Source organism: Pseudomonas frederiksbergensis, from assembly GCF_035751725.1.
Lineage (GTDB): Bacteria > Pseudomonadota > Gammaproteobacteria > Pseudomonadales > Pseudomonadaceae > Aquipseudomonas > Aquipseudomonas frederiksbergensis_A.
In genome coordinates this window covers 2,150,962-2,171,302 of sequence record NZ_CP142104.1, presented here as the reverse complement: position 1 = coordinate 2,171,302, position 20,341 = coordinate 2,150,962, and the positions used below count along the sequence as shown (strand labels likewise).

The 20,341-nt window shown below is 62.8% G+C and carries 16 protein-coding genes and 1 pseudogene; 8 read left to right on the top strand and 9 right to left on the bottom strand.

Annotation, left to right across the window (positions count from 1 at the left end):
- Positions 1-6: 6 nt before the first annotated feature.
- Positions 7-1,539 carry an NADH-quinone oxidoreductase subunit M gene (nuoM, locus tag VQ575_RS09735; protein WP_039592866.1) on the top strand — a complete coding sequence of 511 codons (1,533 nt, stop codon included), beginning with the start codon at positions 7-9 and terminating at the stop codon, positions 1,537-1,539.
- Between the two features lie 7 nt (positions 1,540-1,546).
- Positions 1,547-3,010, top strand: coding sequence for an NADH-quinone oxidoreductase subunit NuoN (nuoN, locus tag VQ575_RS09730; protein ID WP_039592865.1), 1,464 nt, complete (start codon positions 1,547-1,549; stop codon positions 3,008-3,010).
- 331 nt (positions 3,011-3,341) lie between these two features.
- Here nuoN and VQ575_RS27200 read toward each other — a convergent pair.
- Positions 3,342-3,401, bottom strand: a pseudogene (locus VQ575_RS27200) (type VI secretion system Vgr family protein); the annotation flags it as partial.
- Between the two features lie 142 nt (positions 3,402-3,543).
- Here VQ575_RS27200 and VQ575_RS09725 point away from each other — a divergent pair.
- The 5 genes from VQ575_RS09725 (at position 3,544) to VQ575_RS09705 (ending at position 9,117) form a co-directional block, all read left to right on the top strand.
- Positions 3,544-5,358: a phospholipase D-like domain-containing protein gene (locus VQ575_RS09725; protein WP_325919541.1), complete on the top strand. Its 1,815-nt coding sequence runs from the start codon at positions 3,544-3,546 to the stop codon at positions 5,356-5,358.
- Positions 5,358-6,611 (top strand): SEL1-like repeat protein, encoded by a 1,254-nt coding sequence (locus VQ575_RS09720; RefSeq protein ID WP_325919540.1) that lies wholly within the window; start codon positions 5,358-5,360, stop codon positions 6,609-6,611. The genes VQ575_RS09725 and VQ575_RS09720 overlap by 1 nt, the downstream gene beginning before the upstream one ends.
- A 314-nt stretch (positions 6,612-6,925) precedes the next feature.
- On the top strand, positions 6,926-7,078 hold the full coding sequence (locus VQ575_RS09715) for a PAAR domain-containing protein (protein WP_325919539.1): 153 nt from the start codon (positions 6,926-6,928) through the stop codon (positions 7,076-7,078).
- Between the two features lie 250 nt (positions 7,079-7,328).
- The gene (locus VQ575_RS09710; RefSeq protein ID WP_325919538.1) at positions 7,329-8,438 is read left to right on the top strand and encodes an NAD(P)/FAD-dependent oxidoreductase; all 1,110 of its coding nucleotides are present in this window, start codon (positions 7,329-7,331) and stop codon (positions 8,436-8,438) included.
- 202 nt (positions 8,439-8,640) lie between these two features.
- Positions 8,641-9,117, top strand: coding sequence for a hemerythrin domain-containing protein (locus tag VQ575_RS09705; RefSeq protein WP_198726784.1), 477 nt, complete (start codon positions 8,641-8,643; stop codon positions 9,115-9,117).
- A 53-nt stretch (positions 9,118-9,170) separates the two neighbouring features.
- Here VQ575_RS09705 and VQ575_RS09700 read toward each other — a convergent pair whose 3' ends face one another.
- The 7 genes from VQ575_RS09700 to VQ575_RS09670 all read right to left on the bottom strand — a co-directional run bounded on the left by VQ575_RS09700 (position 9,171) and on the right by VQ575_RS09670 (position 15,694).
- Positions 9,171-10,049, bottom strand: a complete 879-nt coding sequence (locus tag VQ575_RS09700) for a LysR family transcriptional regulator (RefSeq protein WP_325919537.1) — start codon at positions 10,047-10,049, stop codon at positions 9,171-9,173.
- 110 nt (positions 10,050-10,159) lie between these two features.
- Positions 10,160-10,789: an isochorismate family cysteine hydrolase YcaC gene (gene ycaC / locus VQ575_RS09695; RefSeq protein ID WP_045155646.1), complete on the bottom strand. Its 630-nt coding sequence runs from the start codon at positions 10,787-10,789 to the stop codon at positions 10,160-10,162.
- Positions 10,790-10,866: 77 nt separating this feature from the next.
- Complete coding sequence (locus VQ575_RS09690; RefSeq protein ID WP_325919873.1) at positions 10,867-12,705, bottom strand: amidohydrolase; 1,839 nt, start codon at positions 12,703-12,705, stop codon at positions 10,867-10,869.
- Between the two features lie 118 nt (positions 12,706-12,823).
- Positions 12,824-13,462 carry an antibiotic biosynthesis monooxygenase gene (locus tag VQ575_RS09685; protein ID WP_039592858.1) on the bottom strand — a complete coding sequence of 213 codons (639 nt, stop codon included), beginning with the start codon at positions 13,460-13,462 and terminating at the stop codon, positions 12,824-12,826.
- The gene (locus VQ575_RS09680) at positions 13,455-13,868 is read right to left on the bottom strand and encodes a DoxX family protein (protein ID WP_325919536.1); all 414 of its coding nucleotides are present in this window, start codon (positions 13,866-13,868) and stop codon (positions 13,455-13,457) included. The genes VQ575_RS09685 and VQ575_RS09680 overlap by 8 nt, the downstream gene beginning before the upstream one ends.
- Positions 13,865-14,812 (bottom strand): LysR family transcriptional regulator, encoded by a 948-nt coding sequence (locus VQ575_RS09675; protein WP_325919535.1) that lies wholly within the window; start codon positions 14,810-14,812, stop codon positions 13,865-13,867. The genes VQ575_RS09680 and VQ575_RS09675 overlap by 4 nt, the downstream gene beginning before the upstream one ends.
- Before the next feature lie 60 nt (positions 14,813-14,872).
- The gene (locus VQ575_RS09670; RefSeq protein ID WP_198726776.1) at positions 14,873-15,694 is read right to left on the bottom strand and encodes an alpha/beta fold hydrolase; all 822 of its coding nucleotides are present in this window, start codon (positions 15,692-15,694) and stop codon (positions 14,873-14,875) included.
- A gap of 244 nt (positions 15,695-15,938) precedes the next feature.
- On the opposite strand from VQ575_RS09670, the gene VQ575_RS09665 reads away from it, so the two are divergent.
- On the top strand, positions 15,939-18,749 hold the full coding sequence (locus VQ575_RS09665) for an ATP-binding protein (RefSeq protein WP_325919534.1): 2,811 nt from the start codon (positions 15,939-15,941) through the stop codon (positions 18,747-18,749).
- On the opposite strand, the gene VQ575_RS09660 is transcribed toward VQ575_RS09665, so the two are convergent.
- Positions 18,696-20,186: an ATP-binding protein gene (locus VQ575_RS09660; RefSeq protein ID WP_325919533.1), complete on the bottom strand. Its 1,491-nt coding sequence runs from the start codon at positions 20,184-20,186 to the stop codon at positions 18,696-18,698. The two genes, VQ575_RS09665 and VQ575_RS09660, sit on opposite strands and share 54 nt — an antisense overlap.
- Between the last annotated feature and the right edge of the window lie 155 nt (positions 20,187-20,341).

Below are 20,341 nucleotides of genomic sequence, written 5' to 3'. Positions count from 1 at the left end.
CCCGTCATGATTCTGCCCTGGCTAATCCTGATCCCCTTCATCGGCGGCCTGCTGTGCTGGATGGCGGAGCGTTCCAGCTCTACCCTCCCGCGTTGGATTGCGCTGCTGACCATGTCCCTGGAACTCGCGCTCGGCCTCTGGCTGTGGGCGACCGGCGACTATTCATTTGCACCGGCCCCGGGCGCCGATCCGACCTGGGCGCTTGAGTTCAAGCACATCTGGATCGAGCGCTTCGGCATCAGCGTGCACCTGGCCCTCGACGGCCTGTCGCTGCTGATGATCCTGTTGACCGGCCTGCTGGGTATCCTCTCGGTACTCTGCTCCTGGAAAGAGATCCAGCGTCACGTCGGTTTCTTCCACCTGAACCTGATGTGGATCCTGGGCGGTGTCGTCGGCGTGTTCCTGGCGCTGGACCTGTTCATGTTCTTCTTCTTCTGGGAAATGATGCTGGTGCCGATGTACTTCCTCATCGCGCTCTGGGGTCACAGCTCATCGGACGGCAAGAAGACCCGGATCTACGCGGCGACCAAGTTCTTCATCTTCACCCAGGCTTCCGGCCTGATCATGTTGGTGGCGATCCTTGGCCTGGTCCTGGTGAACTTCAACAACACCGGCGTGATTACCTTCAACTACGCCGACCTGTTGAAAGTGCAGATGTCCCGTACCACCGAGTACGTGCTGATGCTGGGCTTCTTCATCGCCTTCGCGGTGAAGCTGCCGGTGGTGCCGTTCCACTCCTGGCTGCCGGACGCCCACGCCCAGGCGCCGACCGCAGGTTCCGTGGATCTGGCGGGTATCCTGTTGAAGACAGCCGCCTATGGCCTGCTGCGCTTTGCCTTGCCGCTGTTCCCGAACGCCTCGGCCGAGTTCGCGCCGATTGCCATGACCCTGGGCCTGATCGGGATTTTCTATGGTGCGTTCCTGGCGTTCGCCCAGACCGACATCAAGCGCCTGATCGCGTTCTCCAGCGTTTCGCACATGGGCTTCGTGCTGATCGGGATCTACTCCGGCAGCCAACTGGCCCTGCAAGGCGCGGTGATCCAGATGCTGGCCCACGGTCTTTCGGCGGCGGCGCTGTTTATCCTCAGCGGTCAGCTGTACGAGCGCCTGCACACCCGGGACATGCGTGAAATGGGCGGCATCTGGTCGCGCATCGCCTACCTGCCGGCCATCAGCCTGTTCTTCGCGGCCGCTTCCCTGGGCCTGCCGGGTACCGGCAACTTCGTCGGCGAGTTCCTGATCCTGATCGGCTCGTTCGTCAGCGCCCCATGGATCACCGCGATTGCCACGTCCGGCCTGGTGTTCGGTTCGGTCTACTCGCTGATCATGATCCACCGCGCCTACTTCGGTCCGGCCAAGTCGGACGAAGTGCTGCGTGGCATGGACGGTCGCGAACTGATCATGGTGCTTGGCCTTGCGGTGCTGCTGGTGTACCTCGGCGTTTATCCGCAGCCGTTCCTCGACACTTCCGCCGCCACGATGCATGGCGTGCAGCAGTGGCTCGGCACCGCCTTCTCTCAACTCGCTTCGGCCCGGTAAGAGCGCTATGGAATTCACGATTCAACACTTTATCGCGCTTGCGCCGCTGTTGATCACCAGCGCCACGATCATCGTGGTGATGCTGGCGATCGCCTGGCGGCGCAATCACTCGCAGACCTTCCTGCTGTCAGTGGCGGGGCTGAACCTGGCCTTGCTGTCGATCTTGCCGGCCCTGAAAGTCGCACCGCTGGCGGTCACGCCGCTGGTGCAGATCGACAGCTTCGCCTGCCTCTACATGGCGTTGATCCTGGTCGCCACCCTCGCCTGCGTCACCCTCGCCCACGCCTACCTGGGTGATGGCGGTTCGGGCTACCCGGGCAACCGCGAAGAACTGTACCTGCTGATCCTGATGGCTGCCGCCGGTGGCCTGGTCCTGGTCAGTGCGCAGCACCTGGCCAGCTTGTTCATCGGCCTGGAACTGCTCTCGGTACCGGTCTACGGCCTGGTCGCCTACGCCTTCTTCAACAAGCGCTCCCTGGAAGCCGGCATCAAGTACATGGTGCTGTCGGCGGCCGGCTCCGCGTTCCTGTTGTTCGGCATGGCCCTGCTTTACGCCGAAGCCGGAACCCTGAGCTTCGTCGGCATCGGCCAGGCCCTGGCGGCCACCGGCCTGCCTAGCCCGATCGCGCAACTGGGCCTGGGCATGATGCTGATCGGCCTGGCGTTCAAGCTGTCGCTGGTACCGTTCCACCTCTGGACCCCGGACGTCTACGAAGGCGCCCCGGCACCCGTGGCGGCGTTCCTCGCCACCGCATCGAAAGTGGCGGTGTTCGCTGTGATGGTGCGGCTGTTCCAGATCTCGCCAGTGGCCAGCAGCGGCGTACTGAGCAACGTGCTGACCATCATCGCCATCGCGTCGATCCTGTTCGGTAACCTGCTGGCGCTGACCCAGAGCAACCTCAAGCGTCTGCTGGGTTACTCGTCCATCGCCCACTTCGGCTACCTGTTGATCGCCCTGATCGCCAGCAAGGGCCTGGCCGTGGAAGCCATCGGCGTATACCTGGTCACCTACGTGATCACCAGCCTCGGCGCCTTCGGCGTGATCACCCTGATGTCCTCGCCGTACAACGGCCGCGACGCCGACGCCCTGTACGAATACCGCGGCCTGTTCTGGCGCCGTCCGTACCTGACCGCCGTGCTGACCGTGATGATGCTGTCCCTGGCCGGCATCCCGCTGACCGCCGGTTTCATCGGCAAGTTCTACATCATCGCCACCGGCGTCGAGGCCCACCAATGGTGGCTCGTCGGCTCCCTGGTACTGGGCAGTGCCATCGGCGTGTTCTACTACCTGCGCGTCATGGTCACCCTGTACCTGATGGAACCGAACCTGCGTCGTCACGACGCCGAGTTGCACTGGGAACAGAAGGCAGGCGGCGTGATGCTGCTGGCCATCGCCGTGTTGGCATTCTTCCTCGGTGTGTACCCGCAGCCGTTGCTGACCTTGGTTCAGCAGGCTGGGTTGACCGGCTGATTGCCCGGACGCCGTCACCTCTAAAAAGCCCGTATCGCGAGATACGGGCTTTTTTTGTTTGCTTGTAGGCAACTTCCTAAGGAATAGGAAAGCCCCTTTATAGGATGCTTCTGAATATTCAGAACGGGCGGTTTACCTATGGTATCTACCCTTCGCCCTGCGCCACTCTGGTTCCCCTCGACAACACGCCACGCGCCATGAGCGTGGTACCCAGGGCGACCTTCGACATGCCTAACCCATTCCCGAACTTCTTCGACCACAGCCGCCACACCCTGCGACCCGGTCATCGCCCGCAACGAACGCCGCAACGTCCTGGGCACCCCGACCAACAACCCTTACCACCGCGAATCGCCCCCCAGCCATCGGTGCGCAACTCAAACCCTTCTCCACGTGCAATTGGCCAACCGTGGTTTGCATAACCACCGCACACAGACCGACGCCGAATTGACCGCACCCTCTACGCACACGGATCCCCGTGCACTGTACGCCGTCCTGATGGATGGCCCTGACCCAGCCAAGGAAGAAACCACCCCATGAATTTGCCAGAGATCGTGGTGCCCATTTGCTTAAAGTACACCAACGAAGCCGTCTGCTCCCTGCCGTGGTACGTCCAGTTCACTGAATATCATCCGGTGATCGCCAGCTATCAAGCGCTGATCAATGGCGAGGAAACGTTCACCGCCGTGCACAAGGCCATTGCCCAGGCCCAAAAGAGCATCGACATCATCTGCTGGGGCTTCCAGCCGTCGATGTATTTCATCCGCGACGGCAAGGCGCCGAGCATTGGCGAACTGCTCATGGCCAAGGCGCGGGAAGGCGTCGAGGTGCGGATATTGGGGTGGGAGATGCCGTTCAATACCGCCGGGTTCGCCGGTGAGGCCAATTTGCCCGGCAAAGGCTCGATCCGCCTCATGGACCGGGTGATGCAACGCGCCACCGAAGAGCAGTACGCCTTCGATCGCCAGTGGTTTGCGACCTGTGCAGTCGCCGACCACGAGGCCGCGCAACGTGCCGCCAGCGGAGGACTGCCGGTGTTTGTCAGTCGCGGCTTCAACCTGGATGAACGGGGCGAGATCGCCCACTGGGTGAAATACGCGAGCCTCGACAGCGAAATCAGTACCAAGATGCGCCAAACGCTGAGGTGGACGGCCACCCACCACCAGAAAAGCGTGCTGGTCGACTATGAGTTACCGGACTGCGCGGTCGGTTTCATCATGGGCCACAACATGCTCGACGAGTACTGGGACACGGACAACCATTCGGCACTGAACCGAAGCCAGGACAGCAAACCCGCCCCCAACCGTGGCCCGCGCGGCGATACGCCGCGCCAGGACATTTCCTGCCAGCTCAGTGGGCCGATCCTGGAACACCTGCACCACAACTTCGCCGCTGCCTGGCGCAAGGAAACCGGCGAAGACCTGCTCGCTTCGCGCCAATCCATGAAGGTCGGGCCGCAACTGCGCACCCACGGCATGCCGCAAATGGCGCAGATCCTGCGCACCCAACCCCAGGCGGGCAAACGCGACATCGAGCGGCTCTACATGCAAGCCGTCAACAACGCGACCCAGTTCATCTACATCGAAAACCAGTATTTCCGCTGGCCACCGCTGGCCGAATTCATCAAGTCGGTCGCCGCCACCCAGACCCAGGGCGGGCGCGATCCCGGCCTGCACGGCGCGTTGCACCTGTTCGTGGTCACCAACGCCACCGACGATGGCATCGGCGCCGGCACCGTGAACACCCAGCGCATGCTCGAAAGCCTCGGGCGCGCCAACACCATCCCCGGCGTTACCAAACTGCGGCGCGTTCAAAAAATGCAACAGAAAGCCCCGCCCAGGCCGCGCCCGGAACCGCGCGACCGGGAGGGCCAAAGGGAGCTGGCCCAATGGCAGGCCGAGCTTGACCGGCAGACACAAGAGATCATGGACAGCACCGTCCTGCCCGAGGAAATACCTGGCCTGAAGGTTCACATCTGCTCGCTGGTCGCCCCCGATTCACCGGCGGGCAAACCCTGGATGCCGGTGTACATCCACTCCAAGCTGATGATCATCAACGACGTATTCACCACCCATGGCTCGGCCAACATCAACACTCGGAGCATGCAGGTGGACAGCGAGCTGAACATTGCCCATGAGTGGATGAGCGTGACCCAGGCGTTGCGGCGGCGATTGTGGGATCTGCATACGGGTGAGAAGGGGTCGCAGGATGATCCAAAAAAGGCATTTAAGGCTTGGCAGGAGATTATCAACAAGAACAAAGACCGCCAGGCTGATAAAGAAAATGGGGTGCCCGAGGCTTCACTTGTCGAGTTTTATTACGACAAAGCCGTCCTGAAGGACCTCGACTGATGCATCGAATCCTCCTGCTGTCTTGCCTGCTGCTGGCCGCTTGCGGCAACAGTGGCACTTTTAATTTCCCGAAGAAGGACCCTTCCGTGAAACCTCTAACCGAGATCAAGGCCAAGCTGGCCTTCACCTGCAAACACGAAACGATCCCGGCACCGTCCGCCGAGAGTGATGCGCTGTTTCAGTACGCGCGTTGGTTGCAAAAGAACAACCAGCTCAAGCAGGACAAAACCGTTGACCTAGAGATTGAGCGGCTGTATCGCATCGCCGCCGAGAACGGACATTACAAGGCCAATATCAATCTGCAGAACGGTGCCATGCGCGGTCGTTTCGAGCTCAGGGGCGCCCAGCATTTGCGTATGAGCCAACAATTAATCGATGCAGGCGTGGCGACGGGTTACTACTTCGTCGGAATCTTCCTGCAACAAGGCTCGGCGGGCCTGCATAAAGACAATGACATGTCCTTACGTTACTTCCGCAAAGCAGCCGATGAGGGCAACGCCCAGGCTCAGTATCTTGTTGGCGACAAGTTGGCACCCAGCGACATTGCGCCGGACGTTGCCCGGCAGATGCGCCGTTGCGCGGCCGAACAGGGTCATGGCAAGGCCGCCGTCGCTCTTGGTATCAATCTTCAAGGAAAGGGACAGTACCAAGAAGCGATTGAGGCATTCCAATTAGGGGTGGCTGCGGGAGATGAATCCTCGGCCGGTTGGTTGGAAGAAGCATTTAGGGCCCATCCCATTACCGATAAGCTGTACTACCTCGGCCAACAAGAAGACCTCGAACGTGCAGAGCGCTATGAAAAAATCTGGAGCCTGCTAGCGAACTACTCCTACGCCAACCCCACCGTTCCCGAAATCAACGAAATTCTCCCCTTGCCACCCGCCGAACTGCCCGAGTGGGACGGCAAACTCCAATGGCTCGAAGCCCGCCTGGCCAATGTCCCGCCGCAGAAACCCAGCGAGGCACTGATCCGCGAGCTGGCCGAGGCCAAAGGTCTCGAACCCGCCACCGGCAGGCCCACGCCCCGCTCACCTGCGTTCATCACGATCCCCCAACCCGCACCGACCTGCCACAGCGGCCAGGCCTGCCCGCATACCGGCTACTGGATCGCCGGCGCGTACGACGTCATCCGCCGCTTCGAACAGGGCGAGATACTGCCAATGCTAAACGTACGCAAGTGGGAGAGCCGTTTCCTGCTCCCGGATCGGGTGACGGTTGGCCCGGAAAAGGTTGAGTGGATGTTCCATGGATGATCTTCGTTTCTTGCGTGACAGGCATGCGGCATGGAAGGCCATCCACCGACCGTGCTGTGTCGAGCTTTATTACGAGATATTTTACGGATGAGCTATCGAATAATGTTTATGACAATTGGGTGTGAATGGCGTCAGGTAACTGGACAACGTCGAGTTTTATTTCGACGTGGCCAAACGCGTGTCCGTCTGGCTGTTTTCACAGGGCTGCTCTGGCTTTCAGGAACCTGTGATAAAACGACCGGCGACGGTACCGTCCGATCAGGCTCAACCGTCATGAAATCGGAGGCGTCGGGGTCGCTCGGGTAGGTGATCCAGTGGACTGCTCGACTCCAGGTCACGGCCGGACGGTCATCGCCGAAGGTCACCCTACATTCGAAGACAATGGTGTGCCGGTGGCTTTTGACGGTCATCGTTGCGCCTGTGGTTGTGCGCTGATTTCGTCGATGCCTGGCGCGGGGGCCAGTTAATCATGCCGGTGCGAATGGAAGGCTTTAGAGCATGGCATTGACGCCTGCGCCTCCAATCTCGGAATAGGACATTCGAATGCAACTGCGAAACTTTGTACCTGTGCGGACGGTGGCCAGCGGTTCGTTGCCGGCACCTTGGGGCTGATCCGGTGCGCTGGACGATGCTGATATCATCCGCATGATAACTAACACCGTAGATGTGCGGGGCTATGCTTGAACGCGATCATCTGCTCATGAAGGAGGCCCAGCGTTGAGCGTCGATATTGATTGCATCGTCGTCGGCGCAGGCGTCGTCGGCCTGGCCGTGGCGCGGGAGATGGCGCGTGCCGGGCATGAAGTGCTGGTGATCGAAGCAGGTGATGCCATCGGCATGGGCATCAGTTCGCGCAATTCCGAGGTAATCCATGCCGGGCTATATTACCCGCCGGGCAGCCTCAAGGCGCAGTTGTGCGTCGAAGGTCGGCGACGGCTGTATGAGTATTGCGACAGTCACGGCGTCGAGACTCGCCGGCTCGGTAAATTGGTCGTGGCCAAGGACCAGGCTCAGCTGGCCGGGCTTGAAACACTGCTGGCGCGCGGCCGGCTCAATGGGGTGGACGACCTGCGTCTGCTTGATCGCAAGCAGGCACAGGCTTTGGAGCCGGCGCTGTCCTGCGTCGGCGCGTTGTATTCGCCTTCCACCGGTATCGTCGACGCCCATGCCTTGATGTTGGCGCTGCAAGGCGATGCCGAGGCGGCCGGCGCCAATGTGGTGTTTCGCACGCCCCTGCTGGCGGCTCGTGTTGTCGACGAGGGCTTCAGCCTGGCATTGGGCGGCACGGCGCAGATGACATTGTCCTGCCGCCGGCTGATCAACGCCGCCGGCCTCCAGGCCCCTGCCCTCGCCCGCCGGGTCGAGGGCCTGGAGAGGCAATGGATTCCCGATTATTACCTGTGCAAGGGCACCTATTTTCAACTGGCCGGGCGGGCGCCGTTCCGCCATCTGGTCTATCCCGCGCCGGAAGCCGCCGGCCTGGGTATTCACATGACGCTCGACTTGGCAGGCCAGGCGCGTTTCGGTCCCGACACCGAATGGGTCGAAGCGGAGGATTACCGCGTGGATCCGGCCCGGGCGGAAGCGTTTTACCGGGCCATTCGAAATTACTGGCCGGGCCTGCCGGACCAGAGCCTGCAACCTGCCTACAGCGGCATCCGCCCGAAAATTTCCGCACCGGGCGAACCCGCTCGGGACTTTCTCATCAGCAGTGAAGCCGAGCATCAGGTGCCGGGGCTGATCAACCTGTTCGGTATCGAATCCCCCGGGCTGACATCCTGCCTGGCGCTGGCGCAACGGGTCAGGCAACTGTTCGGCAACACCTGATGCCCTTGGCAGCGCAAAGTGCAAGGCGTTTTAGCCCCGGCTCATGCAGCCTGCACGATGACAAAACTCGGCTCCGACATAACCTATTGTTTTTCAAGTAAATTAAAAAGCGACTCGGCTGGCACGACGGATGCACCTCTCATGTTACGTGGCGCCGGCGCTCGAAGCCGGCCCGCATCCGTGAATGACCGAGGAGCAGCACATGAACGCCATCGACCTGTTGAAAGCCGACCACGAACGCGTCAAAGCCATTCTCACTCAGTTGAGTGAGTCAACTGATCGCGCGATCAAGAAACGCACCGAACTGCTGGCGAAGCTGGAAATGGAAGTGTCCATCCACACCCGCCTGGAGGAAGAAATCCTCTACCCGGCGTTCAAGCAGGCAGGCGGCAAGGAAGAAGCCGAGATGTATTACGAAGCCAAGGAAGAGCACCGCACCGTCGATTCGCTGGTGCTGCCCGACCTGAAAGCCACCGATCCATCGCAGCCTGAATTTGCAGGCCGGGTCAAAGTGGTGAAAGAACTGCTGGAGCACCACATCGAGGAAGAAGAAAAGGAAATGTTCCCCCAAGCCAAGAAAGTGCTGGGCAAGGCCAAGCTGGACGCCCTGGGTGAGCAGATGGAAACCATGAAGGCGCAGTACAAGAAGGAAATGAGCAGCGCCAACCTCGCCGCTTGATCACCAGGCGCCAACGCTTCAGCCCCTGATCGGAGGCTGAAGCGTCCAGGCCTTCATAACATCCGCTCGCGCAGAAACTCCACTAGCGCCTGCACCGGGCGCGAAGCCTGGCGATGTTGCGGATAGACCGCCGACAGTGTCAACGGCTCCGTTTCGAACCCTTCCAGCACCCTGACCAACCGGCCATCCTTCAACGCGTCACCGAGGATGAAGGTTGGCAGATAGGTGACGCCCATCCCGGCGATCGCCGCATCCCTGAGCAAATCGCCGTTATTGGCCCGCATCCGCCCCGTCACTTCCAGGACCAACGGCTTGCCATTTCCCTCGAACCGCCACTGCACCTGACGGCTGTGTCCATAAGGCAGGCAGTCGTGATTGCGCAGGTCTTCAGGTCGGGCCGGTGTGCCTTTGTCGGCCAGGTAGGCCGGGCTGGCGCAGTGCACCCGCTCGATGCTCGCGATGCGCCGGGCGATCAGTGTTGAATCTTCCAGCACGCCGATCCTCAGCGCCAGGTCGTAGCCTTCACCCAGCAGGTCCACCGAGCGATCGCTCAGGTCCACCTCGACGCTGACGTCCCGGTAGCGCTGCAAGAACAGTGGCAGCAGGCAGCCCAGGTGCGCCACGGCGAACGACAACGGCGCGCTGAGCCGAATGGTCCCGCGTGGCTCGCTGGTCTGGCCACTGATGCCCTGCTCCACTTGCTCGACTTCACTGAGCAAGCGCAACGCTGCCTCGTAATAGCGCTGCCCCAGCGGTGTCACGTCCAGTCGGCGCGTGGAGCGGTTGAGCAGGCGCACGCCCAGGCGCTGTTCCAGTTCCATGAGCTTGCGGCTGACGAACTGCTTGGACAGCCCGAGCTTGTCCGCCGCCGCGGTGAAACTGCCCGACTCCATGACCTGGGCAAAGATGCGCATTTCTTCGAAGGGGTTCATTGCCATTCCTGGGTGGGGCTTTATTCAGACATCCTGGCCGAATACAAAACCTGTGGCCAGACAAAAAGATGCCCGCACATTGGCGGGCACCTGTTCAGCCAGGAGGCTACTTACTTGGCCGTCAGCGCCGAGTAGCTGTTCATCAGGTTGCGGTAGTTGGGGATACGCTGGGACAGCAGATTGCCCAGGCCTTCGATGTCGTTGCGCCAGTCGCGGTGCAGCTCACAAGCCACGGAGAACCAGTTCATCATTTGCGCGCCGGCAGCGGTCATGCGCACCCAGGCGGCCTGTTGCACGGTTTCGTTGAAGGTACCCGAAGCGTCGGTGACGACAAACACGTCAAAACCTTCGGCCAGCGCCGACAGGGTCGGGAAGGCCACGCAGACATCAGTCACCACGCCCGCGATGATCAGTTGCTTGCGGCCGGTGGCCTTGATCGCCCTGACGAAATCTTCGTTGTCCCACGCGTTGATCTGGCCTGGACGCGGGATGTACGGCGCGTCCGGGAACATCTCCTTGAGTTCCGGCACGATCGGGCCGTTGGGGCCTTGTTCGAAGCTGGTGGTCAGGATGGTGGGCAGTTCGAAGAACTTCGCCAGGTCAGCCAGGGCCAATACGTTGTTCTTGAACTCGTTGGGCGAGAAATCCTGGACGAGGGAGATCAAGCCAGTCTGGTGATCGACCAGCAGGACCACCGCGTCATCTTTGTTCAGGCGGTTGTAGGCGGGAACGTTGCTCATGGGATGACTCCTTTGGGATGGATATTACGAAACCAATGTGGGAGCGGGCTCCCACATTCGGATAAATGTGTGCTCAGTCAAAAGGCAAAGCAGGAACAGCCAAACGCGCCCCAGAAACCCTGGAAGTCGCTGACCGGAACGTTCGACAGTCGCGCCCGTTCGTGGCTGTGGGAATGCACTTTGCACGGCCCGCTGCACTGGTGGACCTGGGCCTGCAACGGCGAGCTCGGGCGCCAGTGACCTGGGACCTTGACCACCGGCGACCAGTCCGGCAGCACCGGGACGCTGGCCGGGCCGAGTTTTTCGAAGTCGCCGGCGGCGTACACCACCTTGCCGTCAACCACGGTCAGGACCGACTCGATCCACTTGATGGCTTCTTCCTCGACGCTGAAGAAATCCGCGCTCAGGGCCGCCAGGTCTGCCAGTTGGCCGACCTTGATCTGCCCCTTCTTACCCTGCTCCGACGAGAACCAGGCGCTGCCATGGGTGAACAGTTCCAACGCGGTCAGGCGCGGCAGGCCTTCTTCGTGCAACGACAGACCGCCAACGGTGCGACCGCTGACCATCCAGTACAACGAAGTCCACGGGTTGTAGCTCGACACGCGGGTGGCGTCGGTGCCGGCGCCCACCGGCACGCCTTCGGCGAGCATGCGCTTGATCGGCGGCGTGGCTTCGGCGGCCTTGGCGCCGTAGCGGTCGACGAAGTATTCGCCCTGGAAGGCCATGCGGTCCTGGATCGCGATACCGCCGCCCAGTGCTCGCACGCGTTCGATGTTCTTCGGCGTGATGGTCTCGGCGTGGTCGAAGAACCACGGCAGGCCGTTGAACGGGATGTCACGGTTGACCTTTTCGAACACGTCGAGCATGCGGCTGATGGATTCGTCGTAGGTGGCGTGCAGGCGGAATGGCCAGCGCTGCTCCACCAGGTGACGCACCACCGGTTCCAGGTCCTGTTCCATGCCGGGCGGCAGGTCCGGGCGCGGTTCGAGGAAGTCTTCGAAGTCCGCGGCGGAGAACACCAGCATTTCACCGGCGCCGTTGTGCCGCAGGAAATCGTCGCCCTGGTGCAGCTTGACGCTGCCGGTCCAGTTCTTGAAGTCGGTGAGTTCTTCCTTGGGCTTCTGGGTGAACAGGTTGTAGGCGATGCGCACCGTCAACTGCTGCTCGCGGGCCAACTGCTCGATGACTTCGTAGTCGTCCGGGTAGTTCTGGTAGCCGCCACCGGCGTCGATGGCGCTGGTCAGGCCCAGGCGATTGAGCTCGCGCATGAACTGACGGGTGGAGTTGACCTGGTACTCCAGCGGCAACTTCGGCCCTTTCGCCAGTGTCGAGTAAAGGATCATCGCGTTGGGCCGCGCCACCAGCATGCCGGTGGGTTCGCCCTTGCTGTCACGCACGATCTCGCTGCCCGGCGGGTTCGGCGTGTCGCGGGTGTAGCCGGCCACGCGCAGGGCGGCGCGGTTGAGCAAGGCGCGGTCGTACAGGTGCAACACAAATACCGGGGTGTCGGGCGCGGCCTGGTTGAGTTCTTCCAGGGTCGGCATGCGTTTTTCGGCGAACTGGAATTCGTTCCAGCCACCCACTACGCGAACCCATTGCGGCGTCGGCGTGCGGTCGGCCTGGTCCTTGAGCATGCGCAAGGCATCGGCCAGGGACGGCACGCCCTCCCAGCGCAGTTCCAGGTTGTAGTTCAAGCCACCACGAATCAGGTGCAGGTGCGAGTCGTTGAGGCCGGGAATGACGGTGCGGCCCTTGAGATCGATGACTTGGGTGCCACTGCCGCGCAAGGCCATGGCCTCGGCGTCGGTGCCCACGGCGACGAAGCGGCCCTGGCTGATGGCGACCGCGCTGGCACGAGGCTTCTCGCGGTCGACGGTGTGGAATTGGCCATTGAACAGAATCAGATCGGCGTTCATCGGGTTTCCTTGTGAGTGGGAAGAAGCAAGGGACAGGCGTGGCCAGAAAGCGGCGGCAGCGCTGAGCAAGGATCCGGCGGCGAGCAAGTGGCGGCGCAGTGGATCGGTTGGGTCGTCGTTATTGGCCATGACCGGGCTCCAGGTGTTCGTGGGCTTCGGAGGATTCCAACCAGGGCGCGAACAGCCGGGTCGCCAACGGCATGCACACGTACACCACCGAGAGCACGATGGTCACGGTGATGAGGAAAGTGGCGACCACGTAGTTGGACAAAAATGCGTTGAGCTGCAGCAGCGGGCCCCAGAGCAATGGCACCAGCAAGGTATGCGGCAGGATGACCAGCAGCGTCACCACCGATTGCTTCCAGCGCGGCGGTGGCGTGGCGGCATCGGCCAGCGGCGCGAACCAGAACTCCTTGTGGGGAGCGACTTCGGTCTGGTCGCCATCAGCGAGCAGCGGCGCGGCCTCCTCCACCAGCTCACGACGCTCCGGCGAATCCAACCAACGCTGCATCGCCTCGGTGGAGCAGAAACGCAACACACACGTGAACAGCGACAACCCGCCCTGCTTGCCCCGGACTACATCCACGCCCAGGTGCCCCGGCCACTGGCCGGCGACGCTGACGATGCGCCGCAACCAGGCTTCATAGGCGCCGTCCTGGCCGGCCTTGACCCGGTGCTTGACCACCAGGGTGACGATTTCATCGAAGCCGGGCATTGCCGGGCTCACGGTTGATTCGAGGGTTTGGGACTCAGGCATGACGCAGTACTCCAGCAAAGCGCGCGTTCATCGCCAGGCGTCCAGGGCCGGCAATGAACACGCTGGTAAAGACGATCAACAGCAACCAGCCGAACTGACCTTCTTCCAGGCTCCACTGCGGATGCACGACCAACAGCGCCACGGCCAGCAGGAACAGGATGGGCAAGCACGCCAGGCGCACCAGCACGCCGGCCATGATCAGCAGCGGACACACCACCTCGGCGAAAATCGCCAGGATCAGCGTGGGCGCCGCACCGAGGTGGAACGGGTCTTCGATGCGGGTCAACTCGGCGCTGTAGTTCAACAGCTTGGGCAAGCCATGCACCCAGAGCAGGAACAAGGCGCCGCTCAGGCGCAGGAACAGCAGGCCAAGGTCCTGCAGGCGGCTTTCATCAGCGGTACTCATCGGTAAGCTCCGGCCGCGTCCGCCGAAGCGGCCGCCGGCAGCGGTTGGGACATGTGGGTGGCAATGCGCGAGCGCAGCCAGCGCTCGGCAGGGTCGTTGTCGTGCACGCCGCTCCAGACCATCGACAACTCGGCGGCATTGATCTCGAACGGCGGGTCTTCGGCGCGCAACGCGCAGCCCTCCACCAGCGCACAGGCGGCGTAGTCGGGTACGGTGGCGATCAGTTCGGTGCCGGCCAGCAAGGCCCGCAGGCCGCTGAATTGCGGCACTGCCAGCACGACCTTGCGCGCCCGGCCGATGCGGGCCAGGTCCAGGTCGATGTTGCCGCTCAGGTCGCCCGAGAACGAGACCATGGCGTGGGGCCGCGAACAGTACTCGTCGAGGGTCAGTGGCCCCGGGCGTTTGTCGCCGCGCAAGACCTTGCAGGGAATGTCCCGCAGTTTCTTGCGCTTGGCATTGGCCGGAAGGTCGGTGGTGTAGCTGACGCCGACGCTGATTTCGCCGCTGGCCAGCAGCGACGACATCAACAGGAAATTGGCCCGGCGCACCACGACAATGATGCCGGGTGCTTCTTCACGCAGTTGGCTCAGCAAGGGTGGGAACAGGCCGAACTCGGCATCGTCGGACAGGCCGACTCGGAACACGTCGCAACTGGTGGACGGGTCGAACGCCTTGGCCCGGCTGACGGCGCTGGAAATCGTGTCCATGGCCGGCTGCAATTCCTGCAGGATCGCCAGCGCCCGAGGCGTCGGTTCCATGCCCCGGCCGTGACGGATCAGCAGTGGATCATCGAAAAGATCCCGTAGCCGCCCGAGCGCCGCGCTCACCGCCGGCTGGCCCATGAACAGCTTTTCAGCGACGCGGGTCAGGTTCTTCTCGAACATCAGCGCCTCGAAGATCACCAGCAGGTTCATGTCGAGACGGCGTAGATCGTTGCGGTTCATGGGTATGAGGTCCTGTTTTGACTGTGGGAGCGGGCTTGCTCCCACAGGTTCATGGCCTTATCAGCCCTTGATGAACGCCAGCAGGTCCGCGTTGAGCTGGTCCTTGTGGGTATCGGTCAGGCCATGAGGCGCGCCCGGGTAGATCAGCAACTGCGAATTTTTCAGCAACTTGGCGGCGGCAATGCCGGCGGTTTCGATCGGCACCACCTGGTCGTCATCGCCATGGACCACCAGGGTCGGCACGTCGATGCTGCGCAGGTCTTCGGAGAGATCGGTCTCCGAGAACGCCTTGATGCAGTCGTAGGTGTTCTTGTGGCCGGCGAGCATGCCTTGCATCCAGAACCAATCGATCATGCCTTGGGAGACTTTGGCGCCCGGACGGTTGGCGCCGAAAAAGGCGCTGGCCACATCCTTGTATAGCTGAGAACGGTCAGCCAGGGAGGCCTGGCGGAAGCCGTCGAAGACTTCGACGGGCAAGCCGCCGGGGTTGGCCGGGGTCCTGAGCATCAGCGGCGTGACCGCCGAGATCAGGCCGAGCTTGGCGACGCGGGCGGCGCCATGCCGACCGATGTAGCGTGCCACTTCGCCGCCGCCGGTGGAGAAACCGAGCAACACCGCGTCCTTCAGGTCCAGGCGCTCGATCAGCTCCGCCAGGTCGTCGGCGTAGGTGTCCATGTCATTGCCATCCCACGGCTGGCTGGAACGTCCATGGCCGCGACGGTCGTGGGCGATCACCCGGTAGCCGTTGGAAGCGAGGAACATCATCTGGGCCTCCCAACTGTCTGAATTCAATGGCCAGCCGTGGCTGAAGACAATCGGTTGGCCAGTGCCCCAATCCTTGTAGTAGATCTCTGTGCCGTCGCGGGTGATGAACGTGCTCATGACATGACTCCTTGAGGTGGGTGGATCGCTTTATGGTCCGGCCAGGGGCGGTTTGTGCGTGAGTTAAACGTTGTTAATTTTTTCGGGACTGACGTGCTTTGGTGGCGAAGGAGCTTGCTCTCTCGCCACGGGTTTGGCGTTGATCAGGAGGTTGGCAACCCCACCCACCGTTGCGCTTGTCACAAAACCTGACGAATATGCTCAGGTACAGCCCATCTCCAGGGAACAGAACAATGAGCGCGCCATGAGTCAGTACCTCAGCCTGCCCGTCGAAAAGACGCTGCATTTCGGCCCTTACCGGGTTCATCCCCGCCAGCGCCTGGTCCTGGAAGGGGGGCAGCCGTTGCGCCTGGGTCGGCGGGCGGTGGAGATTCTGCTGGTGCTGCTCGAACACGCAGGGCAAGTGGTCAGCAAGCAGCAATTGATCGCCCACGTCTGGCCCAAGAGCGTGGTGGAAGACACCAACCTGCGGGTCCATGTGGCCGCGCTGCGCAAGGCGTTGGGTGACGGGCAGGCCGGCCAGCGCTACATCATCACCGTGGCGCAACGCGGCTACAGTTTTGTCGCGCCGGTAACCTTCGAACCGCCGGAAGCGCTGGCTCGTATCCCCCACCCTGCCCTGGCGCGCAACTTGCCGCCGCGTCGCACGCGGGTAATCGGGCGCCAGGGCCTGGTGGAAAGCCTGGTCGCCCAGCTGCCGCGAAAACGCTTCATTACCCTGGTCGGCAGTGGCGGGATCGGCAAGACCACCGTCGCCCTCCAGGTCGCCGAGCGGCTGATTGGGCATTACCGCGACGGCACCTATCTGCTGGACCTCGGCTCGCTCAACGACCCGACCATGATCGCGCCGAACCTCTGCGCCCTGCTGGAGCTGTCGTCACAAGACGGCGAGCCCCTGGAAGCCATCGTGCGGCCGCTCAAGGAACGGCAGTTGCTGCTGGTCATCGACACTTGCGAGCATCTGGTCGACGCCGTGGCCCAGCTCTGCGAGACGTTGCTGCGCGCCGCGCCGCACTTGCATATCCTCGCCACCAGCCGCGAAGGCCTGCGCGCCGAAGGCGAACATGTGCAGCGCCTCGACTCATTAGCGATCCCGCCCCGGGGCATGATCATCGAAGGTTATCCGGCCCTGGAATATCCAGCGCTGCAACTGTTCGCAGAGCGGGCGATGGCCAGCCAGGACGACTTCGAACTGACCGATCACGAGGTGCCGCTGATCGTCGATATCTGCCAGCGCCTGGATGGGATTCCCCTGGCCATCGAACTGGCCGCCGCCCAGGTCGGACGCTTTGGGCTGCAAGCGCTGTGCCGGCAACTGCGAGACAGCGTCGCCTTGCTCGATCACGACAAGCGCAACAGCGCACCGCGACAACAGACCCTGCGCGCCACGCTGGACTGGAGCTTCGCGCTGCTCACGGCTTGCGAGCAGACCTGCCTGCGGCGGCTGGCGGTGTTCATGGGCAGTTTCAACCTGGCCTCGGCCGCGGCGGTCATCGTCGGCCAGCATGTCGCGCCCGACCAGGTGCTGGTATCGGTCAGCCAGTTGGTCGCCAAGTCGCTGCTCAATGTTGAGATCGGTGACGATGAGGTCCGCTATTGCCTGCTGGACACCACGCGCAGCTACGCTTTGGAAAAACTGCTGGAGGCAGGCGAACTCGCCGTGAGCCAGGCGCGACACGCCGAGCGTTGCCTGACGCTGATGGAACAGGCTGAGAAAGACTGGGAGAGCACCCCGACGCGGTTGTGGATCGCACGCTACGCGACCTACCGTGACGACATTCGCGCAGCGCTGGACCGCGGGCTTGGCCCGCACGGTTCACACGCCGTGGCGATCCGCTTGACCGCCCGCACCCTGCCCCTCTGGCAGGAACTGTCACTGCTCAAGGAGCACGGTCTCTACGTCAGCAAGGCCCGCGAACTGCTGCACGGCAGCGCCTCGCCGTGCCCGAGGCTGACGCTGGCCCTGGAACTGGCCCACGCCAGCCTCAACTACCACACCGAGGGCGGTACGCCGGCCACGGTCGAGGCGTTCGTCACGGCCCGGCGCCTGGCCCGGCAGTGCCAGGACCTGGCGGGTGAACTGCGCGCCTTGTCGGGCCACCTCACCGTCAACCTCAGTTGTGGCCGCTACCAGCAGGCGCTGGAACAATGCCAGGACTTCGACCGCCTGGGACCGCAGGGTGACCCGGTGCTGTCCTTGAGTACCCAGCGCCTGCGGGTGCTGGCGTTGCATTTCACCGGCGACCAGGATGCCGCGCGACGCGATGCCGAACAAGTCATCCAGCGCCTGGCCCAGAACGGCCACCTGAGCCGGTTCACCCATGGTTTTGGCGTGCAGTACGAACAGAGCGTCGCGGCATTGACGATCCTGGCGCGTATTCTCTGGCTGCAGGGGTTCGCCGAAAAAGCCCGGCGCACCGCCAATCTCGCGCTGCAGATTGCCCTGCAGATCAACCACGGCCTTTCAATCTGCTACACCCTGGCGATTACCGGTTGCGTGCTCGCCCAGTACACCGGCGAGCATTCAATCGCCCGGGAACGGCTCGATATGCTGAAACACCAGGCCCGCAAACATTCGGTCATGCTGTTCCATGACTGGGCCTGCCACTACGAGCGCGCATTCGACGGCGCGCCGCTGGAGACCTGTCCGGCCACGGGCGGCTTGGTCCAGGACATGGTCGTGACACTGCGCACGGATGCCGTCGGCCCCGAGCAGATCAAACGCGCCCACAGCGGCGCCGCAGGCTGGTGCTCCGCCGAGATCCTGCGGGCCAGCGCCGAAACGTTGTTGGCGCAGGATGCCCCGTCCGCAGAGAGCCGTGCCGAAACGCAACTGCACGCCGCCCTCGCCGTCGCCCGGCAGCAAGGCGCGCTGGCGTGGGAACTGCGCAGCGCTGTTTCCCTGGCGCGGCTGTGGCAGCGCCGTGGCCAGGATCAGGCCGCCGCGGATGTACTCGGCCCCGTCTATCGACGCTTCAGTGAAGGCTTCGACACGCCGGACCTAAAGCAAGCCGACGCGCTGCTCCAAGCGCTGGCTCGGCGCCTCGGGTCTTGACCGACGCGGTTGCCAGGCTTGTTGCAGTGCGTAACGCCGATGGAAAAGCTGGGACTGTCCACTGCAACGCAACTTTTCCAGGGCATAGGTGCGGGTGGTGTGCAGCAGATAAAAACGCGTTCCCTCGGCACGCAGCTCGACCATCACCAATGACTGATTGACCAGCCGCGACACCAACCAGGGCAATCGATCCGCCGCCAGCTCCGGGCAACTGACCACGGCCATCGCGGCCCTGAGGCTGAAGCGTTTTTCGAACACCGCCAGGCGTTGGAACACCGTTCGCTCATCCTGGCTCAAGCGGTCGAAGCTCCAGTCAAGGGCGGCCTCCAGGCTTCGGTGGCGGGCCACGGCGGTACGACGCCCGTGGCTCAGCAGCGAAAGACCGTAGTCCAACTGTTCCAGGACCCCGGCCACGCCCAGCACATCGACCTGGGCCGCCGCCAGTTCCAGCGCCAACGGCAATCCGTCGAGGCGTTGGCAGATTTGCACGAGCGCCGCCAGGTCCCGCTCAGTGGGTTTGAAGCCCTGCTGGCGAGCGCCGACCCGTTCGACCAGCAATTGCACCGCCGGGCACGCCAGCATCTGATGATCGGGCTGCTTGGCGGGCACTACCACCAGGCCAGGCAATTGCACGATATTTTCATCGGCCAGGTTCAGGATTTCCCGGCTGCTCACCAGCAGCGACACACCCGGCGCCGCCCTGCGCAACGTCACGGCCAACTCCCGGCAGGCATCGATCAGCTGTTCACAGCCATCGAGCACCAGCAACACCCGACGGGCTTGCAGTTGCAGGGCCAGGCATTCTTCCGCCAGGTCCAGGGCTTGGGCGATTCGCAGCGCAACCTGCGCCGGGTCGTCGACGCCAGCCAAGTCAATGAACCAGGCGCCGTCGGCAAAATGCTCCAGCAGCAGCTCCGCAACTCGCAATGCCACAGTGGTCTTGCCGATGCCACCGGGGCCGGTGATCGTGGTCAGGGATTGGCGTGGCACTTCTACCAACAACCGGCCCAGGATTTTGTCGCGACCGATCACCGGACTCAGCCGGGCGGGCAGATTGTGCCGCTCGGACGGCTCCGCGGCCGCTAGCTCGTCGCCGGGCCGCAAGGTCACGGGCACCGCAAAACAATAGCCTCGGCGGGGATGATTGAGGATGTAGCGATTGCCTTCGCGCGTCTCGCCGAAGGCCCGCCGCAGCGCGGCAATGTGCACCCGTAGATTGATGTCTTCCACCACGCTGTCGGGCCACACATGGTCGATCAGCGTTTGCTTGCTGACAAAAGCACCCGCATGCGCGACCAGTACTTGCAGGATGTCCAGGGCGCGACCGCCCAATGCCAGGGGCTGACCGTCGCGAGTGACCAACCGCTGCTGTCGATGAAAGACGAACGGGCCGAAGCCTACCGTTGGCCCGGTGCAGGGTGTGACGAAACTGTTCATGAGCGATCCAGCGCCAGATGACCGGTCCAGGCATCGCGTTGCGAATCGCCGCACGCGTCAGCCCTGGCTCTTGCGCATCCTTTCCAGAGGGTTCGCGGTTATCTTGGCAGCCCTGCCCCGCAGAACAATGCTGGCACAGGACCCATCACGGACAT